The organism is Brevibacterium gallinarum, assembly GCF_014836885.1.
GTDB classification, from domain to species: domain Bacteria; phylum Actinomycetota; class Actinomycetes; order Actinomycetales; family Brevibacteriaceae; genus Brevibacterium; species Brevibacterium gallinarum.
Genome location: NZ_JACSPY010000013.1, coordinates 33,171 through 55,594 on the forward strand (window position 1 = coordinate 33,171; position 22,424 = coordinate 55,594).

Sequence of the window (22,424 nt, forward strand, 5' to 3'; positions counted from 1 at the left end):
CCTCAGCACGCAGGAAGTTCGGTGAGTTCGGCCAGGGCTGCGCGGTTGGCTGCCGGATGTCCGAGGATCAGCTCACCGGCCTTGGCCCGCTTGAGCAGCAGGTGGATGGGATACTCCCAGGTCATGCCGTTGCCGCCGTGCAGCTGCACGGCTTCCTCGGCGGCCTGCACGGCGACCGGGGCGGCGTAGGCGAGCGCGGTGAGGGCGCAGATCTGGGCTTCGCGCAGGTCCTCGTCCCCGCGTTGCCAGTTCGCCGCGGTCTGAGCGGCATACGTGGCCGCGGCATCGGCCTGGCTGACGGCCAGCCACAGATCGGCCAGCCGGTGCTTGATCGCCTGGTAGGAGCCGATCGCGCGTCCGAACTGCACGCGGGTGCGCACGTAGTCCAGGGTGGTGGAGAGCGCCTGGGCTGCGGTGCCGGCGAGTTCGGCGGCCAGCGCCACCTGCCCGGCCAGCGTCGCCGCCTCGACCGCGGCCACCGCCGGTGCGCCGGTGGCGATGATCCGTGCCGCTGCGTTCTCGACGGTGATGTCGGCGAGCCTGCGGGTCTCGTCCAGGCTGAGGAAGGGCAGAATGCGTGCCTCTGCCGGGTCGATGACGACGATCGTCGTGTCCTTCCCGCTGCCGAGCACAGCGATGAGGTCATCGGCACCGTCGGCTTCCATCACGCCTGCGATGGTGCCGCTGACGTGGGCTGACCCCGCCTCGTCCGCACCCGAGGCGGTGGCTGCCGTCAGTCCGCTGTCCAGGGTCGGGCTGGTGGCGGGGAAGACGACCGCGGCGTACCGGTCGCCTGCAGCCAGGGCGGCTGCCAGGTCGCGGTCCCCGGCGTGGGCTGCCAGGGTGGTGGCGATGACGCCGGAGGTGAGGAAGCGCAGCGGGGCGGCATGCCGGCCGATCGCGTGGGCGACGACGGCGGCCTCGGCGAGGCTAGCACCGGCTCCACCGTTGGCTTCGGGCACGAGCAGGCCGGCGAGGCCGAGTTCGCGTGCCCAGCCGTCGTTGAGCTCGCGGGAGGCGACAGACGGGTCGTCGTAAACCTCGGCGACGGTGCCGGGATCGCAGCATTCGGTGAGGAACGCGCGCACGGTGCGTCTGAGGTCGGCGGCCAGTTCGGTGTCGAGCATTTCGATGGTCATCTGGGCAGGTCCTTGAACGGCAGGTCTTTGTCGGTGCGGTGTTCGCCGGGCAGCCCGAGGACGCGTTCGGCGATGATGTTGCGGATGATCTCGCTGGTGCCGCCTTCGATCGAGTTGCCCTTCGCACGCAGGTACCGGTAGACCGGGGTGCGGCCGGTCATCGAATAGTGCTCGGGCCGGCGCATTTCGTAGCTGTCGTGGCGTAGCCCGTCGACTCCCCGCATGCGCACATCGAGAGCTGAGAGCTGCTGGGCGTTGCGGGCAAACGACAGCTTCGCACCTGAGCCTTCCGGGCCGGGCTGGCCGGCGGCGACCTGCTGGGCGGTGCGCTCTCCGAGCATCCGGGCGGTCTCGGACTCGACCCACAGGCGCATGAGCTCATCGTGCAGCAGCGGGTCGCGAACCTCGGGCTGCTCACGCCAGGCCTTGGTCACAACCCCGAGCATGCCGCCTTCCCGGGGTGCTCCCCCGCCGATGGCCACCCGTTCGTTATTCAGCGTCGTGTTCGCAATCTTCCAGCCCTCACCGGGCTCACCGAGCCGCATCGAGGCAGGCACCGGCACATCGGTGAGGAACACTTCGTTGAACTCGGCCTCACCGGTGATCTGGCGCAATCCGCGGGTCTCGACGCCGGGGGCGTGCATGTCGAGCAGGAAGTAGCTCAGTCCGCGGTGCTTGGGCACACTCGGGTCGGTGCGGGCGATGAGGATCGCCAGGTCAGCGTTGTGCGCCCCGGAGGTCCACACCTTCTGCCCGGTCACCCGGTAGGTGTCCCCGTCGCGGACGGCCTTCGTTGCGACGGCGGCGAGGTCGGAACCGGCGCCGGGTTCGCTGAAGAGCTGGCAGACGATCGTCTCAAGCGTGTAGATGCGTCTGAGCCACGTCTTCTGCTCATCGGTGCCGTAGACGGCGATGGTCGGGGCGGCCATGCCGAAGCCGATCGCGTTGTCGTGCGGGTCCGGCCGGTGCAGCCCGGCGGCGTCGACGGCGGCATCGGCGTAGTCCTGCAGGCTCGCCGAGACGCCCAGGCCGCCGGCGCCATGCGCGAAGTTCACCCAGGCCAGGCCGTGATCGTAGAGCAGCCCGGCGTGCGCGGCCCTCAAGTCGGCGTCGGCGCCGGTGAGCCCGGCGGCCGCGGCTGCGGCTGCCGCGACCGCCTCGTCAATGCGTGCGTATTCGCTCAACGGATCAGTCCTTGGGTCCGCCGGCGACGTAGATGACCTGGCCGGAGACGAAGCCGGCTCCTTCGCTGGCGAGGAACGATGCGGTGTGGGCGATGTCCTCGGGCTTGCCGGAGCGGGCGACCGGGATCTGGCTGACGGCCATGGCGACGAAGTCGTCGAATTCGACGCCGACGCGCTCGGCGGTCGCCTTCGTCATATCGGTTTCGATGAAGCCCGGGGCGATCGCGTTGGCGGTGACGCCGAACTTGCCGAGCTCGATCGCATACGTCTTCGTCATCCCCTGGATGCCGGCTTTGGCAGCCGAGTAGTTCGCCTGTCCGCGGTTGCCCAGCGCCGAGGTCGAGGACATCGAGATGATGCGGCCGAACTTCTGCTCGACCATGTGGGACTGGCAGGCCTTGGTCATGAGGAAGTTGCCGGTCAGGTGGACGTCGAGGACCTTGGTGAAGTCAGCCGGGGACATCTTGAACAGCAGGTTGTCCTTGATGATGCCGGCGTTGTTGACGAGCACGGTCGGGGCGCCGAGCTCATCGGCGGTGCGCTGGACCGCGGCGGCGGCCTGGTCCTCAACGGTGATGTCAGCACCGATGCCGATGGCCTGTCCGCCGGCTGCGCCGATGCGGGCGACGACGTCATGGCAGGCGTCTTCGCTCAGGTCGACGACGGCGACCTTCATGCCGTCGGCGGCCAGCCGCTCGGCGATCGCGGCGCCGATGCCGCGGGCGCCTCCGGTGACGATGGCGGTGCGCTGGGTCATGGGTTCTCCTTCAGGTTCGGGGTGTGTGCGGTCAGGTGGTTGTCCAGGTCAGGATGCGTACTTGCGCAGCTCGCGGCGGGCGATGGTCATCTTGTGGACCTCATCGGCGCCGTCGACGATCCGCAGGGTGCGGGCGTGGGAGTACATCTCGGCCAGTGGGAAGTCGTCGGTCACACCGGCGCCGCCGTGGACCTGGATGGCCCGGTCGATGACGCTCAGGGCGACCTTCGGGGCGGCGACCTTGATCTCGGAGATGAGGTTGCGGGCCTCCTTGTTGCCGACCTTGTCCATCATGTCAGCGGCATGCAGGGTCAGCAGGCGGGCCTGGTCGATGTCGACGCGGGATTCGGCGATCCAGTCCTGGATGTTGGCCTTGGCTGCCAGCGGCTCACCGAACACGACGCGCTCATGGGCGCGGCGGCACATGAACTCCAGGGCGCGTTCGGCCATGCCGATGGCGCGCATGCAGTGGTGGATGCGGCCGGGGCCGAGGCGGGCCTGGGAGATCGCGAATCCCTCGCCTTCGCCCTTGAGCACGTCCTTGGCCTCGACGCGGACATCGGTGAAGGTCACTTCGGCGTGGCTTTCGCGGTCGAGGTAGCCGAAGACCGGCAGGGAGCGGACGATCTCGACTCCGGGGGCGTCGGTGGGCACGACCATCATCGACTGCTGGCGGTGCTTCTCGGCGTTCGGGTCGGTCTTGCCCATGACGATGAGGACCTTGCAGTCCGGGCGGGCGCCATTGGAGGTGAACCATTTGCGGCCGTTGAGGAGGTAGCCGTCGCCGTCCTTCTCCATGCGCATCTCGATGTTGGTGGCATCCGAGCTGGCCACGGCCGGTTCGGTCATCGCGAACCCGGAGGCGATCTCACCGTCGAGCAGCGGGCGCAGGTACTTCTCCTTGTGCTCATCGGTGCCGAAGAGCGTGAAGACCTCCATGTTGCCGGTGTCCGGGGCGTTGCAGTTCGTCGCCTCGGGCGCCAGGTTCGGTGAACGGCCCATGATCTCGGCCAGTGGGGCGTATTCGAGGTTCGTCAGGCCCGGGCCCCATTCCTCGTGCGGGTGGAAGAGGTTCCACAGTCCCCGGGATCGGGCTTCGCCCTTGAGCTCCTGGAGGATCGGCGGGACGGCGTGCGGGTCGTCCTGGGCTGCCATCTGCTCGCGGTAGACGGGTTCGGCTGGATAGATGTGGGAGTCCATGAAGGACTCCAGCTTCTCGCGCAGCTCCTTGGCGCGGTCGGTCTCGTCGAACATCGCTGGCCTTTCTCTCAGGTGTTGTCGTGTGTGCGGGCCTCGGCCTTGAGCCAGGCCTGGTAGCGGCGCATGCCGCGCAGCCATCGGTCGTAGTCGGAGCCCTTCATCTGGAACATCTCGGCGACTTCCGGGTGGGGCAGGATGAGGAACGTGCCGTCGTCGATCGCGTCCATGACACGGGCGGCGACGTATTCGGGGCTGAGCAGCTCACCGGCTTCGGCGACCGAACGGCTGGCAACGCGTTCGGCGGGGTCCGCGCTGTCGAGCCCGGCCATGAGCAGTTCGGTGCGCACGCCCATCGGGCACAGGCAGGCGACCTGGATGCCGTCCTCGCCGTAGGTGACGGACAGCCATTCGGCGAAGGCGAGCGCGGCGTGCTTGGACACGGCGTAGCCGGCCTGCCCTATCTGGGTCAGCAGGCCCGCCGCCGAGGCGGTGGAGACGAAGCAGCCTGCTCCCCTGGCCTGCCAGGTGGGGATGAGCGCCTGGGCGGCGCGGATGTGGGCGCGCAGGTTGATGTCGAGGACCGCGTCCCAGTCGGCGTCAGATGCGCCGAGCCCGCGCGCACCGGCGATGCCGGCATTGGCGACGTAGAGGTCGATCTCACCGAGTTCGGCGCGGGTGCGGGCGAGGAGTTCGGTGATGCCGTTCTCGGATGCGCAGTCGCCCTGCCAGGCACGGCAGCCGAGTTCGGAAGCGATCACGGAGACCGTGTCGGCGACGTCGGCGAGCATCACGAAGGCGCCGCGGTCGATGAGCTGTGCGGCGATGGCCCGGCCGATGCCGCCGGCGCCGCCGGTGACGATGGCGACTGCGCCTGAGACGTCCATGGGTGCCCCTTCTGAAGAATTCTCCTGCTGCGTCTGTGATGCAGGTGACATCTCAACTTATAGTTGACGTAAGCGTCAATTTCAAGAACTAACGAACGAACGTTTACCTCCTGGAAGGAGATCCTCATGTCGCAGGTGTCGCTTCTCGACCCGCTGCTGGAGCACGCGCGCACCCGGCCGGAGCACATCGCGGTGCGCGGCCCGCGCGCCGCGCAGCGCACATCCCTGACCTTCTGGCAGTTGGCCGATGCGATTGCCGCGCGTGCACTCACACTGCAGGCCTCCGGTCTCAGACCGGGTGAGCGCGTCGGTCTCATCGCACCGACCTGCCCGGAGTTCCTCGTCGAATTCCTCGCCGTCGAGGCCTGCGGAGCGATCACTGTGTGCCTCAATCCCCTTTCGACGGTTCCCGAACTGAGCTTCGTGCTCTCCGATTCCGGTGCCAGCCGCCTCATCATGCACCCGATCTGCCCCGAGGCCGGCACGGCTGCCGCCGAGTCGCTCGGTATCACCGCCGAGCTGCTGACCCCCGTCGACATGGATGAACTCCCGGCAGCGCGCCCGGATTTCACCCCGGTGACCCGGGACCTGGAGGACTGCGTGCTGCTGCTCTACACCTCGGGCACCACCGGCCGCCCGAAGGGGGCGATGCTCTCAGCGCGCACCCTGCTCACCGGTGTCACCGCCGCCGAGGCGGTGGCCGGCCTGTCCCCTGCCGACCGGGCTGGCACCGCACTGCCGCTGTTCCACGTCTTCGGGCTCGGTTCGGTGGCCTACCCGGTGCTGGCCAACGGCGCCGCCATCACGCTGCTGCCGCGCTTCGATGCCGATGAGCTGCTGGAGACGATCATCGCCGACGAGCTCACGATCGTCGCAGGCGTGCCGACGATGTGGAATGCGCTCACCCACTCCACTGCCCACGAGGACGTCACGACTCCGCAGCTGCGCTTGGCGCTCTCAGGTGGGGCGGCGATCTCACTGGACCTCATGCGCGCCTTCCACACCCGGTTCGGCGCCTCGATCACCGAGGGCTACGGGCTGACTGAGACCTGCGCGTTCGGCACGTTCAACGCCGCCGAGGGTGAGGACAAGATCGGCTCGGTCGGCCTGCCTGCCCCGACGATGGACGTGCGGATCGTCGATCCTGCCACCGGTCAGGCGTGCGGGCCCGGGCAGACCGGGGAGGTGCGGCTAGGCGGCCCGCTCGTGATGCTCGGCTACTGGAACCGACCCGAGGCCACCGCTGAGGCGTTCGATGCCGACGGGTTCTTCTGCACCGGGGATCTCGGGCATGTCGATGAGGACGGCTATCTCTACATCGTCGACCGGCTCAAGGACCTCATCATCCACGGCGGCTACAACGTCTATCCGCGTGAGGTCGAGGAGGTTCTCTACGCCCATCCGCAGGTCTTCGAAGCCGCTGTCATCGGGGCTGCCGACGACCATTACGGCCAGCAGGTCGCCGCTGTCGTCACCCCGATGCCCGGCGCCGAGCTGACAGATGATGAGATTGAGGCGTGGTGCCGGCAGTCGCTGTCGGCGTATAAGATCCCGCGCATCATCCGCATCGTCGACGGCCTGCCGAAGGGCCCGACGGGCAAGATCCGCAAGCGCTCGATCGAACTGTGAAGGAGTGAGCGATGACCATTCAGCGCCAGCCCGGTGCACCGCTGACCGAGCGCGGCCGCCGCACCCGGCAGGCCCTCATCGATGCGGCGATCGACGTGTTCTATGAGCAGGGCTACTTCTCCACCCGGCTCTCGACGATCACCGAGCGGGTCGGCTGCTCGACCGGCACGCTGTACACGTACTTCGCCAACCGGCAGGAGATCCTCGCCGCGATCATCGAGGAGTCCTACGCCCCGGTGGTCGCTGCCGATCATGCGTGGGGCGACCCGGACCATGATCCCGGCGCAGACGTGCCCGGCCCCGAGGCGCTCATCGCCAAGATCCGGAAGGCTACCGGAGTGTACGTGCGCCGGTACCGGGACAATGCCCGGGAGGTTGCGCTCATGGATCAGGTCGCTGCGGTCGATCCGGAGATCCGGGATATCCGGCTGGCGCGCAACCGGGTGTTCTACCGGCGCAACAGACGCAGCATCGAGCAGATGCAGGCAGCCGGGCACATCCGCACCGACCTCGACCCGGACCTGACGGCCAAGGCGCTCTCGGCAATGGTGAGCCGCACGTGCAAGTCGATCTACGTCGACGAGCCCCAGCAGCGCTACTGCAGCGAAGCAGGAGTCGAGGAACTGGCCGACAAGCTCTCACAGCTGTGGGTCTCGGCCCTCGAGCTCGCCCCCGGGCAGCGCTGAGAGACTCGCCCCGGGCAGCGCTGAGCGCTCAACACTGCGCGCTGGGCCCCGCGCCTCGGGCTTACGGGACTGGCGGTCAGGCTTCGTCGATGTCGTCGAAGCGGGAGATGTCGCCGGCGCCGATCCGGCGCACGACCGGCGAGCCGGGTGTGAAGTCGATGACCGAGGTCGGAGTGGTGCCGGGCACGCCGGAGTCGATGATGACGTCGACGTGCTTGCCGAGCGCCTCCGCGACGTCCTCAGCGTGGGTCAGCGGCTCCTCGTGATCGGGCAACAGCAGCGTTGAGGACAGGATCGGCTCGCCGACCTCCTCGACCAGTGCCAGTGCGGTGGCGTTCTGCGGAATCCGGGCGCCGACCGAGTGCTTCTTCGGGTGCATCATCTTCCGCGGCACCTCCTTCGTCGCCTTCATGATGAAGGTGTAGGGCCCCGGCGTCAGGGACTTGATGGTGCGGAACGCGTAGTTGTCGACGATGACGAACTGGCCCAGCTGCGCGAAGTCGTGGCACATGAGCGTGAAGTGGTGCTTGGAGTCGAGCTGGCGGATGCGGATGATCCGCTCGATGCCGTCCTTGTTCTCCAGCGCGCACCCGAGCGCATAGCAGGAGTCGGTCGGGTAGGCGACGAGACCGCCATCGGCGATGGCCTTGGCGGCCTGGCGGATGAGCCGCGGCTGCGGGTTCTCAGGATGGATATCGAGTATCTGTGCCATTGGCCAAGTCTATCGAGACATGCAGGCGGTGCACACCGGTCTCAGTCCAGTCCGGGAACCCGCCGTCGGGCCATGAGCGTCACTGCGGTGGCGACGGCGACTGCGGCCAGTGCTGTGAGGCTGAGATGGGTGCCGTCTGGACGCAGCTCCTCACCTGCCTGCCCGGCCAGTGCCAAGAGCACGAGGGCGGCGAGCGCACACACAACTGCGGCGCTGACGACCCAGAGCAGAGCACTCACGATGATGCTGAGGAGGGTTTTCACGACTGCGCCTACCTGCAGGGGCGGTCAGTCGAGGTCGATGACCGCGCGCTTCGGTGAGCGACCGGGGGCTGCCGTTTCGCTCATCGTCAGCCCCGGCTGGGAGTCCTCCACCGCCTCGGTGTGAGACTCCTCACCTGAATTGTCCATCGACTCGCTCGGGCTGGCAAGGAGCGGGGACTCTGCAGCGCGCACATCGGAGGCGACAAGCAGGTTGATCCAGCGGGCGCGCGGGTCGGCGTCGACGAGCAGCGCCTTGACCAGCAGGGTCGCCGGCAGGGCCAGCAGCGCACCGAACCACCCGAGGACCCACACCCAGAACAGCAGGGACAGGAACGAGATGAAGGGGGTGACGCCGACGGACTGGCCGGTGAACTTCGGCTGGATGATCGCCTGGATGACGAAGTTGAGCAGGCTGTAGGCGATGACGACCCACAGGGCGTCCCACCAGCCGCCTTCGATCAGCGCCATGATGGCCGGCGGCACCAGGCCGATGACGAAGCCGATGTTGGGGATGTAGTTGGTCAGGAACGCCAGCACACCCCACACGAGCGCCAGCGGCACGCCGATGATGATGAGGGCGACGACGTCGAGGGCGGCGACGATGAGGCCGAATACGGTGGCGACGACCCAGTAGCGGCGCACGCCCACAGCGAAGGTGTTCATCGCCTGCACGAAGCGCGGCTGCACGCCCGAGGCCAGGGTCATGCGCCGCGGGAAGGCCAGAGAGTCCATGAGGATGAAGAAGGTCGCCATGATCGCCGTCGTCACGAGCGTCACGACCAGAGTCGCGTTCGACAGCACCTCGCGCAGCGCAGCGGCGAGCTGGTTGACGTCGAAGTTCGCCATCTGCTCCTTGACGAACTCGGGAGTCAGACCCAGCGATGAGCTGCCGGCGAGCAGGTCGCGGTAGAGGCTGTCGAGCTCATCGGAGTATTCGGGGATGACGAGGACGAGTTCGGCAATCGACCAGCCGGTGACTGCGAAGAAGGCCGCCACGACGCTGAGCACCAGCAGCACGGTCACAACAGCGGCAGCGGCGGCCGGGACGCGGCGGCGGATCAGCCAGGCCTGCACCGGATAGGCGACGATCACGAGGTTGAAGGCCAGGAACACCGGGGCGATGATGAGCTGGAGGTCCTTGATGAATCCGACGGCGAAGAACAGCCCGGCCAAGCCGAGGACGATGATCGTGAACCGCGGCAGCGCCCACTCCCGGGGCCGGACCGCCTCAGCGGTGCCCGACCGGCCTGCGCTGGTCAACGGCCCTTCCTCTTCTCCCGGATCCGCATGCTCACATCGATCGGGGTGCCGGTGAAGCCGAAGGTCTCCCGCAGCCGCCGGGTGATGAACCGGCGGTAGCTGGGGTCGAGGAACCCGGTGGTGAAGAGCACGAACTTCGGCGGCCGGGTGGAGGCCTGCGTGCCGAAGAGGATGCGCGGCTGCTTCCCGCCGCGCAGCGGGTGCGGATTGGCAGCTGAGAGCTCGCCGAGGAAGGCGTTGAACCGGCCGGTCGGGATGCGGGTGTCCCAGCCTTCGAGAGCCGCCTCCATGGCGGGTACGAGCTTCTCGGCGTGCCGGCCGGTCTTGGCGGAGATGTTGACGCGCGGGGCCCAGGCGACGTGGCCGAGATCGCGTTCGATCTCGCGTTCGAGGAAGTGGCGGCGCTCCTCATCGAGCAGGTCCCATTTGTTGAAGGCGAGCACGAGTGCACGGCCGGCGTCGAGGACGAGGCGGATGATCTTCATGTCCTGATCGCTCAGCGGCTCATTGGCCTCCAGCAGCACGACGGCGACCTCGGCGCGCTCGAGCGCGGTCTGGGTGCGCAGGGCCGCGTAGAAGTCCGCCCCAGAGGACTGACGGGCGCGCTTGCGGATGCCGGCAGTGTCGATGAAGCGCCACTGCCTGCCGCCGAGTTCGACGAGTTCGTCGACCGGGTCGCGGGTGGTGCCGGCGGTGTTGTCGACGATGACGCGTTCGGTGCCGACGAGCTGGTTGAGAAGCGAGGACTTGCCGACGTTGGGCCTGCCGACGAGGGCGATGCGGCGCGGGCCGCCGACCTCTTCGGTCTGCCCGGTCGCCGAGACCTCCGGCAGCATCTCCATGATCGCGTCGAGGAAGTCGGCGACTCCCCGGCCGTGCATGGCGGAGATCGGGTGCGGTTCGCCCAGCCCGAGTGACCAGAGTTCGGCGGCCATGAGTTCGCCGCGTTCGTCATCGACCTTGTTGGCTGCCAGCAGCACCGGCTTGCCCGACCGGCGCAGCATCCGCACGACGTGTTCGTCGGTGGCCGTCGGCCCGGTGGTGGCGTCGACGACGAAGACGACGCCATCGGCCATCCGCACGGCGATCTCGGCCTGCTCGGCGATGCGGGAGGCCATGCCGCGCGAATCGATGTCCCAGCCGCCGGTGTCGACGAGGGTGAGCGGGCGGCCGTTCCATTCGGCGTGGTAGCTCACCCGGTCGCGGGTGACGCCGGGGACGTCTTCGACGACGGCCTCGCGGCGCCCGAGGATCCGGTTGACCAGCGTCGACTTGCCCACGTTGGGCCGGCCGACGATCGCGAGCACCGGGGCCGGTCCGCGTCCGCCGTCTTCGGCCTCGATGACACCGTAGGCTTCGAGCAGCTCCCGGTCCTCCTCTTCCAGTTCGTACTGGTCGAGGCCGGCGCGCAGCGAGGCGGCGCGCTGTTCGGCGTCATCGTGGTCGATCGCCTGCACGCGCTCGGGCAGCGAATCGTCGGGGTGCTCGACGAATCCGTCGGCAGGCTGGGATCCGGGCTCCTGTGCGGAGGGTGACATGGTCATCAGGCTTTCTGTGCGGCGGCGACGAGTGCGAGGACTGCGCCGACCGACTGGTCGAAATCGATGTGGGTGGTGTCGAGCGTGTGCACGCCGTCTGCTGCGGTGAGGAAGCTCGTCGTCTGCGCGTCCTTGGCATCGCGGCCGAGGGTGACGTCGCGGGTGGCGGCCACCGCCTCGGCGCCGGCATTGCCGTGGGTCTCCTTGGCACGGCGGGCCACACGCACCTCGTCATCAGCGGTCATGAGGATGCGGACCGGGGCGTCGGGAGCGACGACGGTGGTGATGTCGCGGCCTTCGACGACGATGCCGGGCTCAGCTGCGGCGATGATCTGCCGCTGCAGTTCGATGAGCTCGCTGCGCGCCTCAGGTACGGCCGAGACGACCTGCACGCTGGCCGAGACCTCTGCCGAGCGGATCTCCTCGGTCACGTCGATGCCGTCGACGGCGACGGTCGGGGCGCTCGGGTCGGTGGAGATCTCCAGGTCAGCGCCGCGGACGAGTTCGACGACGTCGCCGGGGTCGGTGATGCCGCGGGTCATGCACAGCCAGCCCATCGCCCGGTACATCGCCCCGGTGTCGAGGTAGGCGTAGCCGAGGCGGGCGGCCACGGCCTTCGAGACGCTGGATTTTCCGACGCCGCTGGGGCCGTCGATGGCGATAACGGTCATTCCTGTCCTTCGTGTTCGATCACGGCTTCGGGAACCCACCAGCCGCGGGAGGTGAGGCCCTCTTCGAGTTCGCGCTGCCGTGCCGGCACGACAGCGACTTCGACACTGCCCAGCTTAACGCCGGTGGCGTGCTCGATCCGGATGTCCTCGATGTTGATGCCGAGTTCGCCGACGTCGGCGAAGAGCTTGCCGAGCATGCCGGGGGTGTCGTCGATGAGGACGGTGATCTCGGCGTACTTCTGCGGTGCCTGGCCGTGCTTGCCGGGGATCCGGTCGTAGCCGTCGTTGCCGGCGGTGATCGTCTGCGCGATCGTCGCGATCGATCCCGGTTCCAGGTCGAGGGCGCTGATGAGGGTGTCGAGGTCTGTCCGGATGGCGGTGAGCACGTCGCGGACCTCGGCGGCGTTGCCGGCCAGGATCTGGGTCCACAGGCTGGCGTCGGAGGCGGCGATGCGGGTGACGTCGCGCAGTCCCTGCCCGGCCAGTGCCACTCCGTCGGCGGGCATGTCGACGAGCTGGGCGGCCATGAGGCTGGCCATCACCTGCGGGGCGTGCGAGACGCGGGCGACTGAGGAGTCGTGGAACTCCGGATCGAGGTGGACGACGGCCGCGCCGACATCGGTGGCCAGCGCGACGATCTGGGCGAGGCGCTCAGCCGGGGTGTCGTCGTCGGAGCACACCACCCAGGGCCGGCCGACGAACAGGTCGTCGCGGGCGGCGATCGCCCCGGACTTCTCGCGGCCTGCCATCGGATGGGAGCCGATGTAGCGGTCGAGGTCACCGGCTGCGCAGGCTGCGCGCACCTCATGCAGCAGCACGGTCTTGACGCTGGCGACATCGGTCACGGTCGCCTCGGGGAACCGCTCGAGTGCGGTGAGGATCGCCTGGCCGGCCACATCGGGCGGGGTGGCGACGATGACGACGTCGGTCGCCTCCGGTTCGCCGACGGTGCCTGCGCCGAGGTCGGCGGCCAGCCGCTGGGCGGTCGGTGACAGGTCGGCGAGCGTCACCGCGTGGCCGGCGCCGGTGAGCGCGAGTCCCAGTGAGGTGCCGAGCAGGCCGGTGCCGACGATGTGCACGCGCATCGTCTGGCTCACAGGCCGACCGCCTGCATGAGCTCGCCGATCTCGTCGGGGCGCAGGTCGCGGACCTTGCCCTGGCGCTGTTCGGCCAGGGCGATCGGGCCGAAGTGGGTGCGCACGAGCCGGTCGACGGGGTTGCCGACGGCGTCGAGCAGGCGGCGCACGATCCGGTTGCGGCCTTCGTGGAGGACGAGTTCGACCAGCGCCCGGCCCGGTGTCGAGTCGATGAGCTTGAAGGAGTCGACCCGGGCGATGCCGTCGTCGAGTTCGATGCCCTCGCGCAGGCGGGCGCCGACGTCCTTGGCGACCGCCCCGCGCACCTGGGCGAGGTAGGTCTTGGGGATCTCATAGGACGGGTGGGTCAGCCGGTTGGACAGCTCCCCGTCGTTGGTGATAAGCAGCAGACCTTCGGTCTCAGCGTCGAGGCGGCCGACGTGGAAGAGCCGTTCGGGCCGGTCGCGCAGGTACTCGGCCAGGCTCGGCCGGCCGTCGGGGTCGTCCATCGTCGAGACGACGCCGGCGGGCTTGTTGAAGGCGAGGTAGACGCGGTCGGGGGCGGTGACGATGCGCATCGAGTCGACGTGGACGGTCTGGGTCTCCGGGTCGATGCGGGTGCCGAGTTCGGTCACGATCTGCCCGTCGACCTCGACGCGGGCGTCGGCGATGAGCTGCTCGCAGGCGCGCCGGGAGCCGAGGCCGGCATCGGCGAGCACCTTCTGCAGGCGCACGCCGTCAGGCTGGTGGACGGCGTTGGCCGCCGAGGCGTTCTGCTGGGCGGTGCGCTGCGCGTGGCTGCGCTGTCGGCGGGTCGGGCGGTTGGACCGGTGGCCGGGTCCGCGAGGATTGCTGCGAGTCATAGGGGTCATTGTCTCAAACCCGCACGTGGTTGCCGAACCGGGCACGAGGTGTGGCTGCGGGTCGTGCTGCCGCTCAGGTGTCGGTGGGCTCTCCGCCGGTCTCCAGGCCGACCTCGGCCGGTGCTGCCGGTTCGTCGGCGTCTGCGTCGAGGTCGATGTCATCGCCGGTGGCCACGTCGTCGTCGGCCGGCAGGAAGGGTGCGATGTCGGGCAGTTCGTCGAGGCTGTCGATGCCGAGGCTTTCGAGGAACTGGCCGGTGGTGGTGAACTGGCGTGCACCGGTCAGCTCCTCGGTGCCGGCTTCGACGATGAGCCCGCGCATGAGCAGGGTGCGCACCACGCCGTCGACGTTGACGCCGCGGATCGCGGAGATCCGTGCGCGAGTGACCGGCTGCCGGTAGGCGATGACGGCCAGGGTCTCCAAGGCCGCCTGCGACAGGGTGGCGGTCTGCCCGGCGGTGAGGAAGTCGGAGACGAGGTCGTGGTAGTCGCTGCGCGAGTAGATCCGCCAGCCGCCGGAGGCCTCCCGCAGTTCGAAGCCGCGCCGCCGGGTGCCCGGCTGCCGTCCGTCGTAGTCGGACTGCAGCTGCCGGCAGGCGGCGGTGACGGCGCCGGCGTCGATGCCGAGGCTGACCGCCAGCGCTTCGGCGGTGACGGGGGCATCGGCGATCATGAGCACGGCTTCGATCCCGGCCAGCAGCGTTTCCTCGACCTGTGTCACGGCCTGCTCAACGCCCTGCGTCGCGGCCGGTTCCCCACCCTGCAGGGTGTGCTGCTCGCTCATGTCGGCTCCTCGTCATCGGGTGGGGTCGGGGCGTCCCATTCGTCGGTGTCGGGCAGTGCGATGGTCGCCAGGTCCTCGGCTTCGGCGGCCACCACGGTGAGCTCGCCGAGCGGGGCGGGCTGGTCGAAGTCGCACATCCCGGCTTTGAAGAGCTCGAGCAGTGCCAGGAACCGGGCGACGACGACGAGGGTGCTCTCGGCATCGGCGATGAGGTCCGAGAAGGTCAGCCGGCCGTGCTGGCCGAGGCGGGTGAGGACCACGGTGCGCTGTTCGGCGACGCTGATCTGGGGCAGGTGCAGGTGGTCGGTGCTCACCGTCGGCGGGGTGTGGTCGCGCTGCAGGACGGTCGCGTAGATCGCGGCGAGGACCTGCGGGGTGGCGGTGATCTCCAGGGGCGGCAGGATGTCGCGCAGCCCGTCTTCCAGCGGCACTGAGCGGGCGGTGCGGGTGGCGGCGTGTGCCATCTGCTCGGCAAAGACGGCGGAGACGGCCTTGTAGGCGCGGTACTGCAGCAGCCGGGCGAAGAGCAGGTCGCGGGCTTCGAGCAGCTCCAAGTCGAGTTCGTCATCGACGTCGCCGCGCGGCAGCAGCCGGGCGGTCTTGAGGTCGAGCAGGGTCGCTGCCACAAGCAGGAAGTTCGACAGCTCCTCGAGGCTCTGCTCTTTGCGCAGCGCGGTGACGTAAGCGATGAACTCGTCGGTCACCTCGGCCAGGGCGACATCGGTGATGTCGAGCTTGCGCTTGGAGATGAGCCCGAGCAGCAGGTCGAAGGGACCGGAGAAGTTCTCCAGCCTGACGACGAAGCCGCCGGACGCGTGCTGCCCGGTGGCTGCGCTGCTCTCGGCATCGCCGGCGGCCGGGGCCGAGGCGTCCTGCTGTGCCGTGGTCATCGCTGGGCTCAGGGTGCTCCCCCGCGGGCGACGAGCTCGCATGCCAGCTGACGGTAGGCCTGTGCTCCGGTGTGGGTGGGGGCGAACGAGATGATCGGCTCGGCTGCCACCGAGGCGTCGGGGAACTTCACGGTGCGGCTGATAACGGTGTCGAAGACCCGGTCTCCGAAGGCTTCGACGACCCGGGCGATGACCTCTTTGGCGTGCAGGGTGCGCCCGTCGAACATCGTGGCGAGGATGCCGTCGATCTCCAGGCCGGGGTTGAGGCGGTCCTGGACCTTCTCGATCGTCTCGACGAGCAGGGCGACGCCGCGCAGGGCGAAGAACTCGGTCTCCAGCGGGATGATGACGCCATGGGCGGCGGTGAGCGCGTTGACGGTCAGCAGGCCGAGCGATGGCTGGCAGTCGATGAGGATGACGTCGTACTCATCGGCGACCTTGGCCAGGGCGCGGGCGAGAACCTGTTCGCGGGCGACTTCGCCGACGAGCTGCACTTCGGCAGCCGAGAGGTCGATGTTGGCCGGCAGGATGTCGATGCCCTCGACGTTGGAGGGCTCGATGACCTCGTGCGGGTCGAGGCGGGAGTTCATCAGCACGTTGTACACGCTGCGCTCGAGGTCGTGGGGGTTGAGGCCGAGCCCGACGGAGAGCGCGCCCTGCGGATCGAAGTCGACAAGCAGCACACGGCGGCCGTAGTCGGCCAGCGCCGCTCCGAGGTTGATCGACGAGGTCGTCTTGCCGACGCCGCCCTTCTGGTTCACCATTGCGATGATCCGTGCCGGGCCGTGCCCGTCGAGCGGCGGCGGTTCAGGGTACTCGACCTGCGGTCGCCCGGTCGGGCCCATCACCTCGGCATCTGGGATGTCCAGCTTCTGCTGCGAATCAGCCACGCCAGTCTCACCTTTCGTCTCGGATGTGCTCAGCTTATCGTGCGCACCGGCAGTTTCGCCGCTCCACCGCGCCTGCCGCCGCAGCCTGGGCTGCGCACCGGTTCAGCGGGCCCGCGGGTGGGTGGTGGCGTAGACCTCGCGCAGGGTCTGGCTCGTCACCCGCGTGTAGATCTGGGTGGTCGTCACGGCGGCATGACCGAGCAGCTCCTGCACGACCCGGATGTCGGCACCGCCTTCGAGCAGGTGGGTGGCAAATGAGTGGCGCAGTGAGTGCGGGCTGATGTCGTCGTCGAGGCCGGCATGCTCGGCGGCGGTCTTGATGGTCTGCCACGCGGATTGGCGGCTGAGCCTGCCGCCGCGCTGATTGACGAACACGGCGCCGGCGCGCTGCCGGCCGGTCTGCTGGCCGGTGCCGGCGCGGGCGGTCATATCCGGCCGAGCGCGCACAAGCCAGGCTTCGAGCGCCTGACAGGCGTGTGAGCCCAGCGGCACGAGGCGCTCCTTGCTGCCCTTGCCGTACAGGCGCACGATCCGGGATTCGAGGTCGATGTCGTCGATGTCGACGCCGATCGCCTCGCTGATGCGCGCGCCGGTGGCGTAGAGGAACTCCAGCAGCGCCCGTGCCCGCAGCTGGACCGGTTCGTCTCCGCCGCAGGCGGCGAGCAGACGTTCGACCTCGGCGATGGTGAGCGCATGCGGCAGGGAGTTGACGTCCCGGGGCGGGGAGATCTCAGCGGCCGGGTCGTCGGGGACTCGTCCTTCGGCGTGGAGGAAGCCGAAGAGCCGCCGGATCGCCACGGTCAGCCGGGCGCGGGAGCGCACCGCCAGGCCGGTGTCGGCGATGTGCGCGAGGAAGGTCTCCAGATCCGCGCCGGTGACGGCGGTGAGGTCGCGGATCTGCTGGTCGTCGAGCCAGGTGAGCAGCCGGGCGAGGTCGCGGGCGTAGGCGTCGAGCGTGTTGTGCGACAGGCCGCGTTCGAGCTGCAGGTGGGCGAGGTAGTCGCGGACCGGGTCGCCGAGGGTGGCCGGCGCCTCGGGCAGCAGTTCGGCTGCGTGGCGGGCCATCAGGATCCGTCGGTGACGGGCCCGGTTCGGGTGCGGGTGCCGCGGGTGCGCAGCTGCACGTCTCTGGCCGGCCACGGTTCGTCGGCTGGGCGCATGTTCTCCCAGCCGCGGGTGCGGGCGTGTTCGGCGTGGAGGATCGCCAGGGCTGCGGTGCCGTTGGTGATGCGTCCGGCCAGCACAGCCTCGACGGCTTCGGTCAGCGGGATCCAGACGGGCACGATGCCGTTCTCCTCCCCGTCGCGCAGGTGGCGTTCGGCTTCCGGGACGGCGCTGAGCTCGCGGGCGGTGAAGATCCGCAGCGTCTCGCTGACGCCTCCGGGGGTCGAGAGCTGGTCGGCGAGCAGGTGCCACTGCCCTGCGTGCAGGTCTGCTTCCTCACCGAGTTCGCGCTGCGCGGCATGCAGCGGTTCCTCGCCGGGCACGTCGAGCAGGCCGGCTGGGATCTCCCAGTCCCGGCACAGCACCGGGTGCCGGTACTGCTGGATGAGCAGGATCCGGTCCTGGGCATCGATCGCAGCGACCGCGACGGCTCCGGTGTGCTGGACGAAGTCGCGGGTCAGCGGCTCCTCGGATTCGGGCAGGGAGAACGTCTCGCGCAGCACATCCCACACGTAGCCGCGGAAGGCGGTTTCGCTCGCGGTCACCTCGGCGGGTGCGAACTCGTCGCGCAGCTCGCCTGCCGGGTGCTGCCCGGCCGTCAGGGCTTCGGCCGCCGAGGTGGTGTGTCGGGCGTGCATCAGACGCTGCGCCGGTCGAGTGCTGCGCGCACGAGACCGGAGAACAGCGGGTGGGCCTCAGTCGGCCGGGACCGCAGCTCCGGGTGGGCCTGCGTGGCGACGTAGTACGGGTGGACGTCGGCGGGCAGTTCGACGAACTCGACGAGCTGCTGGTTCGGCGAGGTGCCCGAGATCACGAGTCCGGCGTCGGTGAGCTGCTCGCGGTAGGCGTTGTTGACCTCGTAGCGGTGGCGGTGGCGCTCGGAGACCTCGTCGGCGCCGTAGACGCCGGCGACGATGCTGCCGGGCAGCAGGTCGGCGCTGTACAGGCCCAGGCGCATGGTGCCGCCGAGGTCCCCTGCGCCGTCGACGATGTCGAGCTGCTCGGCCATCGTGGCGATGACCGGGGCCGAGGTGTCGGGATCGAATTCCGTTGAGGACGCCTCGTCGATGCCTGCGACGTTGCGTGCGTATTCGACGACCATGCACTGCATGCCCAGGCACAGGCCGAGGGTCGGGATGCCGTTCTCGCGGGCGTAGCGCAGGGCGCCGAGCTTGCCTTCGATGCCGCGGATGCCGAAGCCGCCGGGCACGCAGATCGCGTCGAGACCGGCGAGGTGCTCGGCAGCGCCTTCGGGGGTTTCGCAGGAATCGGAGGCGATCCAGTGGATGTTGACCTTCGCGTCTTCGGCGAATCCGCCGTGGCGCAGCGCCTCGGTCACCGACAGGTAGGCGTCAGGCAGGTCGATGTACTTGCCGACGAGGCCGATCTCGACTTCGTGGCGGGGGTTGTGGACGCGTTCGAGCACCCAGTCCCACTGGTCCCAGTCGACGTCGCGGAAGGGCATGTTGAGGCGGCGGATGACGTAGACGTCGAGGCCGCCGTCGTGCAGGACCTTCGGAATGTCGTAGATGGAGCGGGCGTCGACGCAGGAGACGACTGCTTCGAAGTCGACGTCGCAGGCCGAGCCGATCTTCGCGCGGATCGAATCCGGCAGTTCGCGGTCGGAGCGCAGCACGATCGCATCGGGCTGGATGCCGATCGAGCGCAGTGCGGCCACCGAATGCTGGGTCGGCTTGGTCTTGAGCTCTCCGGAGGGCCCGAGGTAGGGCACGAGGGAGACGTGGATGAAGAAGCAGTTCTCGCGGCCGACGTCGTGGCGGACTTGGCGGGCGGCTTCGAGGAACGGCAGCGATTCGATGTCGCCGACGGTGCCGCCGACCTCGGTGATGATGACGTCGGGGGCCTCACCGTCGGTGCGCTCGGCCTGGGAGCGCATCCGCAGCTTGATCTCATCGGTGATGTGCGGGATCACCTGGACGGTGTCGCCGAGGTAGGCGCCGCGGCGCTCCTTGGCGATGACCGAGGAGTAGATCTGGCCGGTGGTGACATTGGCGCTGGCGTCGAGGTCGGTGCCGAGGAAGCGCTCGTAGTGGCCGATGTCGAGGTCGGTCTCTGCGCCGTCGTTGGTGACGAACACCTCACCGTGCTGGAAGGGGTTCATCGTGCCCGGGTCGACGTTGAGGTAGGGGTCGAGCTTCTGCATCGCGACCTTGAGCCCGCGCTGTGCGAGCAGGTGTCCCAGCGATGATGCTGTCAGTCCCTTGCCGAGGGAGGATGCCACACCCCCGGTGACGAAGATGTGCCGGGTTGTGTTCTGTCCGCTTGTTCGCAATCGATTCACCACGGAATTGAATCCTATCAGGGAGGAGGGCACCGCGTCCCGTCAGGGAGGCGGTGGGTATCAGCGGCGCTCGATCGGGCGGGTGCCGGCGTGCATGCCGAGGACCGTGTCGTAGATGTCGAGCAGGATCAGCCCGGCGGTGTCGACGCTGGTGGAGGCGGCAACCCGATCCTTGGCTGCGACTGCTGCGGTGGCGCGGGTGGCTGGGTTGTCGACGTAGTCGGTGATGGCGGCCAGCAGGCCGGGCGTGTCGTCGGCATCGACGTGGGTGACGCTCTCACCCCAGATGCGGGCGCCGCGCTCCCGGCCGATGTGGACGACCGGCCGGCGCATCTGCATGAGCCCTTCGGTGCTCAGCCCGGTCATCCGGTCAGCGGCGATGACGAGATCGGCGGCAGCGGCCACCTCGGCGGCGGAGTATTCGCTGGCCACGCGGATGTGGTCGAAGCGGTTGCCGATCTCGCGGCTGACCTGGTCGCGGGCTGCTCCCCCGCCGGTGAAGGCGACGACCCAGCGGCGGTCGGGACGGTGGCTCGGCAGCCTGATCGCGGCGTCGAGCACGGTGGTCAGGTCGGTGCCGTCGCGCATCTCGATCGGGCTGGCGATGAGCCAGTGGCCGGCGGGCACGTCGAGGTCGCGGCGCACACGTCTGCGGTCGCGGGTGATCGCCGTCTGCAGGTCGCCGCGCGGGTCGAGGTCCGGGCGCAGCAGCGGGGCCCGTTCGGTGACCGGGACCTCCAGGTCGGCGAAGTACTCGCAGACCGGGTCGGTGGTGCCGAGCACGGCTGTCGAGGTGCGGGCGACGGTGCGGGCCAGCAGCGTGTCGACGGTGCTGGACTCATCGAATCGCTCGACAGTGGTGATGATCGCCGGGTGCCTCCGCTGCGGCAGGCCGGTCAGTGCCAGCCCGGCCAGCGCACCGGCGTGGAGGCCGTGGGCGTGGACGAGATCGACGTGCCGGTAGTACTTGTGCAGCGTGAAGGCATGCGAGGCGTCGGAGACGCGGATGCCGCGCACGGCGCCGATCTCGATGTGGACGAGCAGCGGGTCGGCAGTGTCGAGACCAAGGGAGTCGAACACGTTGCGGCGGGCGGCGACGGCGGTCGGGTAGCCGGCCTGCAGGTGGCGGGCGATGGTCTCGCGGGCCATCTCGACGACGACGGAATCGGCAGTGTCGAGAACGTGCATGATCCGGGTGTTGGGATCCGGTCCGAGGGGCGTCTGGCTGGCGAGTTCGCTCATGGCTGTCGCTCTTTCTGCTGGTCGCGGATGGGTGGTGCGTCTGTCTCTAGCCTAGCGATGTTTCAGCGGCTGCCGGCATCGAGCAGGGACGTGTAATGGCGGAGGATCGTGCGGGCGACTTCGGGTTCGCGCGGCAGATCGAGTGCCTTGTGGGCAGCACGGCGGCCGAGCTCGGTGCGCATCCGCTCCTCAGCGGCGAGCATCCGGATGCCCTCGGCCATCGCCTCGGCGTCCCCGGGGGTGACGAGCAGGCCTGCGTCGCCGAGCAGTTCGGGGGTGCCGCCGGTGGCGGTGGCGATGATCGCCTTGCCGGCCATCATCGCCTCCTGCAGCACGAGTGCGCGGGCCTCCCACAGGCTGGAGAGGACGAAGATGTCGGCGGCCTGGTTCAGCGTGGTGACATCGTCGCGCTGACCGAGGAACTGCACCGGCAGCTGCTCGGCGATCACACGCTTGCGCAGCACCCGCAGCTCCTCCTCATCGGCGGCCCCGGCGATGAGCAGGTGCACCCGGTCGTCATCGAGCCGGGCGAGGGCGTCGAAGAGCAGGCCGTAGTTCTTCTGCGGGGCGATCCGGCCGACAGCGAGCATGAGGACGGTATCGCGCGGCAGGGCCAGTTCGCGCAGCAGCCGCGAACGCAGCAGCCGGTTGTTGACGTCTTCGGCGAACTGCGGGTCGGGGGCTGCGGCTGGGGCGAAGACAGCGTTGCGGGCACCGTGGTCGCGGGCGCGGACGACGAGGTCGGAGCTCGCCCCGATCGTCAGGTCGGCCCCGCGGGCGACGTACATCTGCACGGCCTTCTCGGCCAGTTCCCTGATCCCGCTGCCCATCGCCTGGTTGTGCCAGGAGACGACGGTGCGCGGGCGCTTGCGCTTGGGGATCCGGCTGGTGGCCATGAGGGTGGTGAAGCCGGCGCGGAAGCCGTGGGCGTGGACGATGTCAGCGTCGAAGGCGGCGATGAGCTTGCGCAGCCGGTTGATCGAGGCGGTGTCCCTGAGGCTGAGGCTGGTGCCGAGTTCGAGCGGGGCGAAGACCACCTGGCCGAGGGCGTCGAAGCCGAACTGATCGTTGGTGGCTGATGGACCGATGACGCCGACGGTGTGGCCTGCCTGCGCGAACTCCCGGGCCAAGGAGGCGACGTGGGTTCCCACTCCTCCGGTGGAGGTGGCTAAGACCAACAGAATCCGCAGGCTGCGCATGGACGATGTCCTCTCAGTCGATCGCTCAACGGGGCCTGACGGCACCGCACTGGCCAGTCTAGCGAATCCGGAGGGCTCCGCTGGCCGGCCG

Annotated in this window: 22 protein-coding genes; 2 read left to right on the top strand and 20 right to left on the bottom strand. The window is 69.0% G+C overall.

The window, feature by feature from the left end:
- Positions 1-2 precede the first annotated feature (2 nt).
- The 5 genes from H9634_RS11685 to H9634_RS11705 are packed head-to-tail and all read right to left on the bottom strand — an operon-like array spanning position 3 to position 5,164.
- Positions 3-1,139 (bottom strand): acyl-CoA dehydrogenase family protein, encoded by a 1,137-nt coding sequence (locus H9634_RS11685; RefSeq protein ID WP_191726812.1) that lies wholly within the window; start codon positions 1,137-1,139, stop codon positions 3-5.
- The gene (locus H9634_RS11690) at positions 1,136-2,323 is read right to left on the bottom strand and encodes an acyl-CoA dehydrogenase family protein (RefSeq protein ID WP_225210888.1); all 1,188 of its coding nucleotides are present in this window, start codon (positions 2,321-2,323) and stop codon (positions 1,136-1,138) included. Before H9634_RS11690 ends, H9634_RS11685 begins: the two co-directional genes overlap by 4 nt.
- Before the next feature lie 4 nt (positions 2,324-2,327).
- Positions 2,328-3,080 carry an SDR family oxidoreductase gene (locus H9634_RS11695; protein WP_191726813.1) on the bottom strand — a complete coding sequence of 251 codons (753 nt, stop codon included), beginning with the start codon at positions 3,078-3,080 and terminating at the stop codon, positions 2,328-2,330.
- A 48-nt stretch (positions 3,081-3,128) separates the two neighbouring features.
- Positions 3,129-4,334, bottom strand: coding sequence for an acyl-CoA dehydrogenase family protein (locus tag H9634_RS11700; protein WP_175294971.1), 1,206 nt, complete (start codon positions 4,332-4,334; stop codon positions 3,129-3,131).
- 14 nt (positions 4,335-4,348) lie between these two features.
- Positions 4,349-5,164 (bottom strand): SDR family oxidoreductase, encoded by an 816-nt coding sequence (locus H9634_RS11705; RefSeq protein ID WP_191726814.1) that lies wholly within the window; start codon positions 5,162-5,164, stop codon positions 4,349-4,351.
- Between the two features lie 126 nt (positions 5,165-5,290).
- On the opposite strand from H9634_RS11705, the gene H9634_RS11710 reads away from it, so the two are divergent.
- Both H9634_RS11710 and H9634_RS11715 read left to right on the top strand, forming a co-directional pair.
- Entirely contained in the window at positions 5,291-6,793 is a 1,503-nt protein-coding gene (locus H9634_RS11710) for a class I adenylate-forming enzyme family protein (RefSeq protein WP_191726815.1), read from the top strand.
- 11 nt (positions 6,794-6,804) lie between these two features.
- Positions 6,805-7,479, top strand: coding sequence for a TetR/AcrR family transcriptional regulator (locus H9634_RS11715; RefSeq protein ID WP_191726816.1), 675 nt, complete (start codon positions 6,805-6,807; stop codon positions 7,477-7,479).
- 76 nt (positions 7,480-7,555) lie between these two features.
- Here the strand turns inward: H9634_RS11715 and H9634_RS11720 are convergent, their stop codons facing one another.
- From H9634_RS11720 to H9634_RS11790, 15 genes are all read right to left on the bottom strand, one after another.
- Entirely contained in the window at positions 7,556-8,191 is a 636-nt protein-coding gene (locus tag H9634_RS11720; protein ID WP_191726817.1) for an L-threonylcarbamoyladenylate synthase, read from the bottom strand.
- Between the two features lie 41 nt (positions 8,192-8,232).
- Complete coding sequence (locus H9634_RS11725; protein WP_225210889.1) at positions 8,233-8,454, bottom strand: hypothetical protein; 222 nt, start codon at positions 8,452-8,454, stop codon at positions 8,233-8,235.
- A 24-nt stretch (positions 8,455-8,478) separates the two neighbouring features.
- Positions 8,479-9,714, bottom strand: a complete 1,236-nt coding sequence (locus H9634_RS11730) for an AI-2E family transporter (RefSeq protein ID WP_191726819.1) — start codon at positions 9,712-9,714, stop codon at positions 8,479-8,481.
- Entirely contained in the window at positions 9,711-11,252 is a 1,542-nt protein-coding gene (der, locus tag H9634_RS11735) for a ribosome biogenesis GTPase Der (RefSeq protein WP_191726845.1), read from the bottom strand. Before der ends, H9634_RS11730 begins: the two co-directional genes overlap by 4 nt.
- Before the next feature lie 5 nt (positions 11,253-11,257).
- Positions 11,258-11,923, bottom strand: coding sequence for a (d)CMP kinase (cmk, locus tag H9634_RS11740; protein WP_191726820.1), 666 nt, complete (start codon positions 11,921-11,923; stop codon positions 11,258-11,260).
- Positions 11,920-13,008 carry a prephenate dehydrogenase gene (locus tag H9634_RS11745; protein WP_191726847.1) on the bottom strand — a complete coding sequence of 363 codons (1,089 nt, stop codon included), beginning with the start codon at positions 13,006-13,008 and terminating at the stop codon, positions 11,920-11,922. Before H9634_RS11745 ends, cmk begins: the two co-directional genes overlap by 4 nt.
- Before the next feature lie 8 nt (positions 13,009-13,016).
- Complete coding sequence (locus tag H9634_RS11750) at positions 13,017-13,862, bottom strand: pseudouridine synthase (protein WP_191726821.1); 846 nt, start codon at positions 13,860-13,862, stop codon at positions 13,017-13,019.
- Positions 13,863-13,935: 73 nt separating this feature from the next.
- Entirely contained in the window at positions 13,936-14,646 is a 711-nt protein-coding gene (gene scpB / locus H9634_RS11755) for an SMC-Scp complex subunit ScpB (RefSeq protein ID WP_191726822.1), read from the bottom strand.
- On the bottom strand, positions 14,643-15,536 hold the full coding sequence (locus H9634_RS11760) for a segregation and condensation protein A (RefSeq protein ID WP_191726823.1): 894 nt from the start codon (positions 15,534-15,536) through the stop codon (positions 14,643-14,645). The genes scpB and H9634_RS11760 overlap by 4 nt, the downstream gene beginning before the upstream one ends.
- Positions 15,537-15,544: 8 nt before the next feature.
- A complete protein-coding gene (locus H9634_RS11765; protein WP_175295077.1) occupies positions 15,545-16,381 on the bottom strand; it encodes a ParA family protein in 837 nt (278 codons plus the stop codon).
- Positions 16,382-16,528: 147 nt separating this feature from the next.
- Positions 16,529-17,491, bottom strand: a complete 963-nt coding sequence (gene xerD, locus H9634_RS11770; protein ID WP_191726824.1) for a site-specific tyrosine recombinase XerD — start codon at positions 17,489-17,491, stop codon at positions 16,529-16,531.
- Positions 17,491-18,228: an NUDIX domain-containing protein gene (locus H9634_RS11775; protein ID WP_191726825.1), complete on the bottom strand. Its 738-nt coding sequence runs from the start codon at positions 18,226-18,228 to the stop codon at positions 17,491-17,493. The genes xerD and H9634_RS11775 overlap by 1 nt, the downstream gene beginning before the upstream one ends.
- A complete protein-coding gene (locus H9634_RS11780) occupies positions 18,228-19,892 on the bottom strand; it encodes a CTP synthase (RefSeq protein WP_404801691.1) in 1,665 nt (554 codons plus the stop codon). Before H9634_RS11780 ends, H9634_RS11775 begins: the two co-directional genes overlap by 1 nt.
- A gap of 60 nt (positions 19,893-19,952) precedes the next feature.
- Entirely contained in the window at positions 19,953-21,134 is a 1,182-nt protein-coding gene (locus H9634_RS11785) for a group 1 glycosyl transferase (RefSeq protein ID WP_191726827.1), read from the bottom strand.
- A gap of 62 nt (positions 21,135-21,196) precedes the next feature.
- Entirely contained in the window at positions 21,197-22,333 is a 1,137-nt protein-coding gene (locus H9634_RS11790) for a glycosyltransferase family 4 protein (protein ID WP_225210890.1), read from the bottom strand.
- Positions 22,334-22,424 lie beyond the last annotated feature (91 nt).

What these genes read in the sequence shown, in the direction of transcription:
- xerD (WP_191726824.1), bottom strand. Translation starts at nt 17,491, where the DNA reads ATGGCCCGCCACGCAGCCGAACTGCTGCCCGAGGCGCCGGCCACCCTC.
- cmk (WP_191726820.1), bottom strand. Translation starts at nt 11,923, where the DNA reads ATGACCGTTATCGCCATCGACGGCCCCAGCGGCGTCGGAAAATCCAGC.
- H9634_RS11785 (WP_191726827.1), bottom strand. Translation starts at nt 21,134, where the DNA reads ATGAGCGAACTCGCCAGCCAGACGCCCCTCGGACCGGATCCCAACACC.
- H9634_RS11720 (WP_191726817.1), bottom strand. Translation starts at nt 8,191, where the DNA reads ATGGCACAGATACTCGATATCCATCCTGAGAACCCGCAGCCGCGGCTC.
- H9634_RS11750 (WP_191726821.1), bottom strand. Translation starts at nt 13,862, where the DNA reads ATGACTCGCAGCAATCCTCGCGGACCCGGCCACCGGTCCAACCGCCCG.
- H9634_RS11700 (WP_175294971.1), bottom strand. Translation starts at nt 4,334, where the DNA reads ATGTTCGACGAGACCGACCGCGCCAAGGAGCTGCGCGAGAAGCTGGAG.
- H9634_RS11745 (WP_191726847.1), bottom strand. Translation starts at nt 13,008, where the DNA reads ATGCGCGTGCACATCGTCGGCACCGGCCTGCTCGGCACCTCACTGGGA.
- H9634_RS11715 (WP_191726816.1), top strand. Translation starts at nt 6,805, where the DNA reads ATGACCATTCAGCGCCAGCCCGGTGCACCGCTGACCGAGCGCGGCCGC.
- H9634_RS11710 (WP_191726815.1), top strand. Translation starts at nt 5,291, where the DNA reads ATGTCGCAGGTGTCGCTTCTCGACCCGCTGCTGGAGCACGCGCGCACC.
- H9634_RS11695 (WP_191726813.1), bottom strand. Translation starts at nt 3,080, where the DNA reads ATGACCCAGCGCACCGCCATCGTCACCGGAGGCGCCCGCGGCATCGGC.
- H9634_RS11775 (WP_191726825.1), bottom strand. Translation starts at nt 18,228, where the DNA reads ATGCACGCCCGACACACCACCTCGGCGGCCGAAGCCCTGACGGCCGGG.
- H9634_RS11790 (WP_225210890.1), bottom strand. Translation starts at nt 22,333, where the DNA reads ATGCGCAGCCTGCGGATTCTGTTGGTCTTAGCCACCTCCACCGGAGGA.
- H9634_RS11760 (WP_191726823.1), bottom strand. Translation starts at nt 15,536, where the DNA reads ATGACCACGGCACAGCAGGACGCCTCGGCCCCGGCCGCCGGCGATGCC.
- H9634_RS11765 (WP_175295077.1), bottom strand. Translation starts at nt 16,381, where the DNA reads ATGGGCCCGACCGGGCGACCGCAGGTCGAGTACCCTGAACCGCCGCCG.
- scpB (WP_191726822.1), bottom strand. Translation starts at nt 14,646, where the DNA reads ATGAGCGAGCAGCACACCCTGCAGGGTGGGGAACCGGCCGCGACGCAG.
- der (WP_191726845.1), bottom strand. Translation starts at nt 11,252, where the DNA reads ATGTCACCCTCCGCACAGGAGCCCGGATCCCAGCCTGCCGACGGATTC.
- H9634_RS11705 (WP_191726814.1), bottom strand. Translation starts at nt 5,164, where the DNA reads ATGGACGTCTCAGGCGCAGTCGCCATCGTCACCGGCGGCGCCGGCGGC.
- H9634_RS11685 (WP_191726812.1), bottom strand. Translation starts at nt 1,139, where the DNA reads ATGACCATCGAAATGCTCGACACCGAACTGGCCGCCGACCTCAGACGC.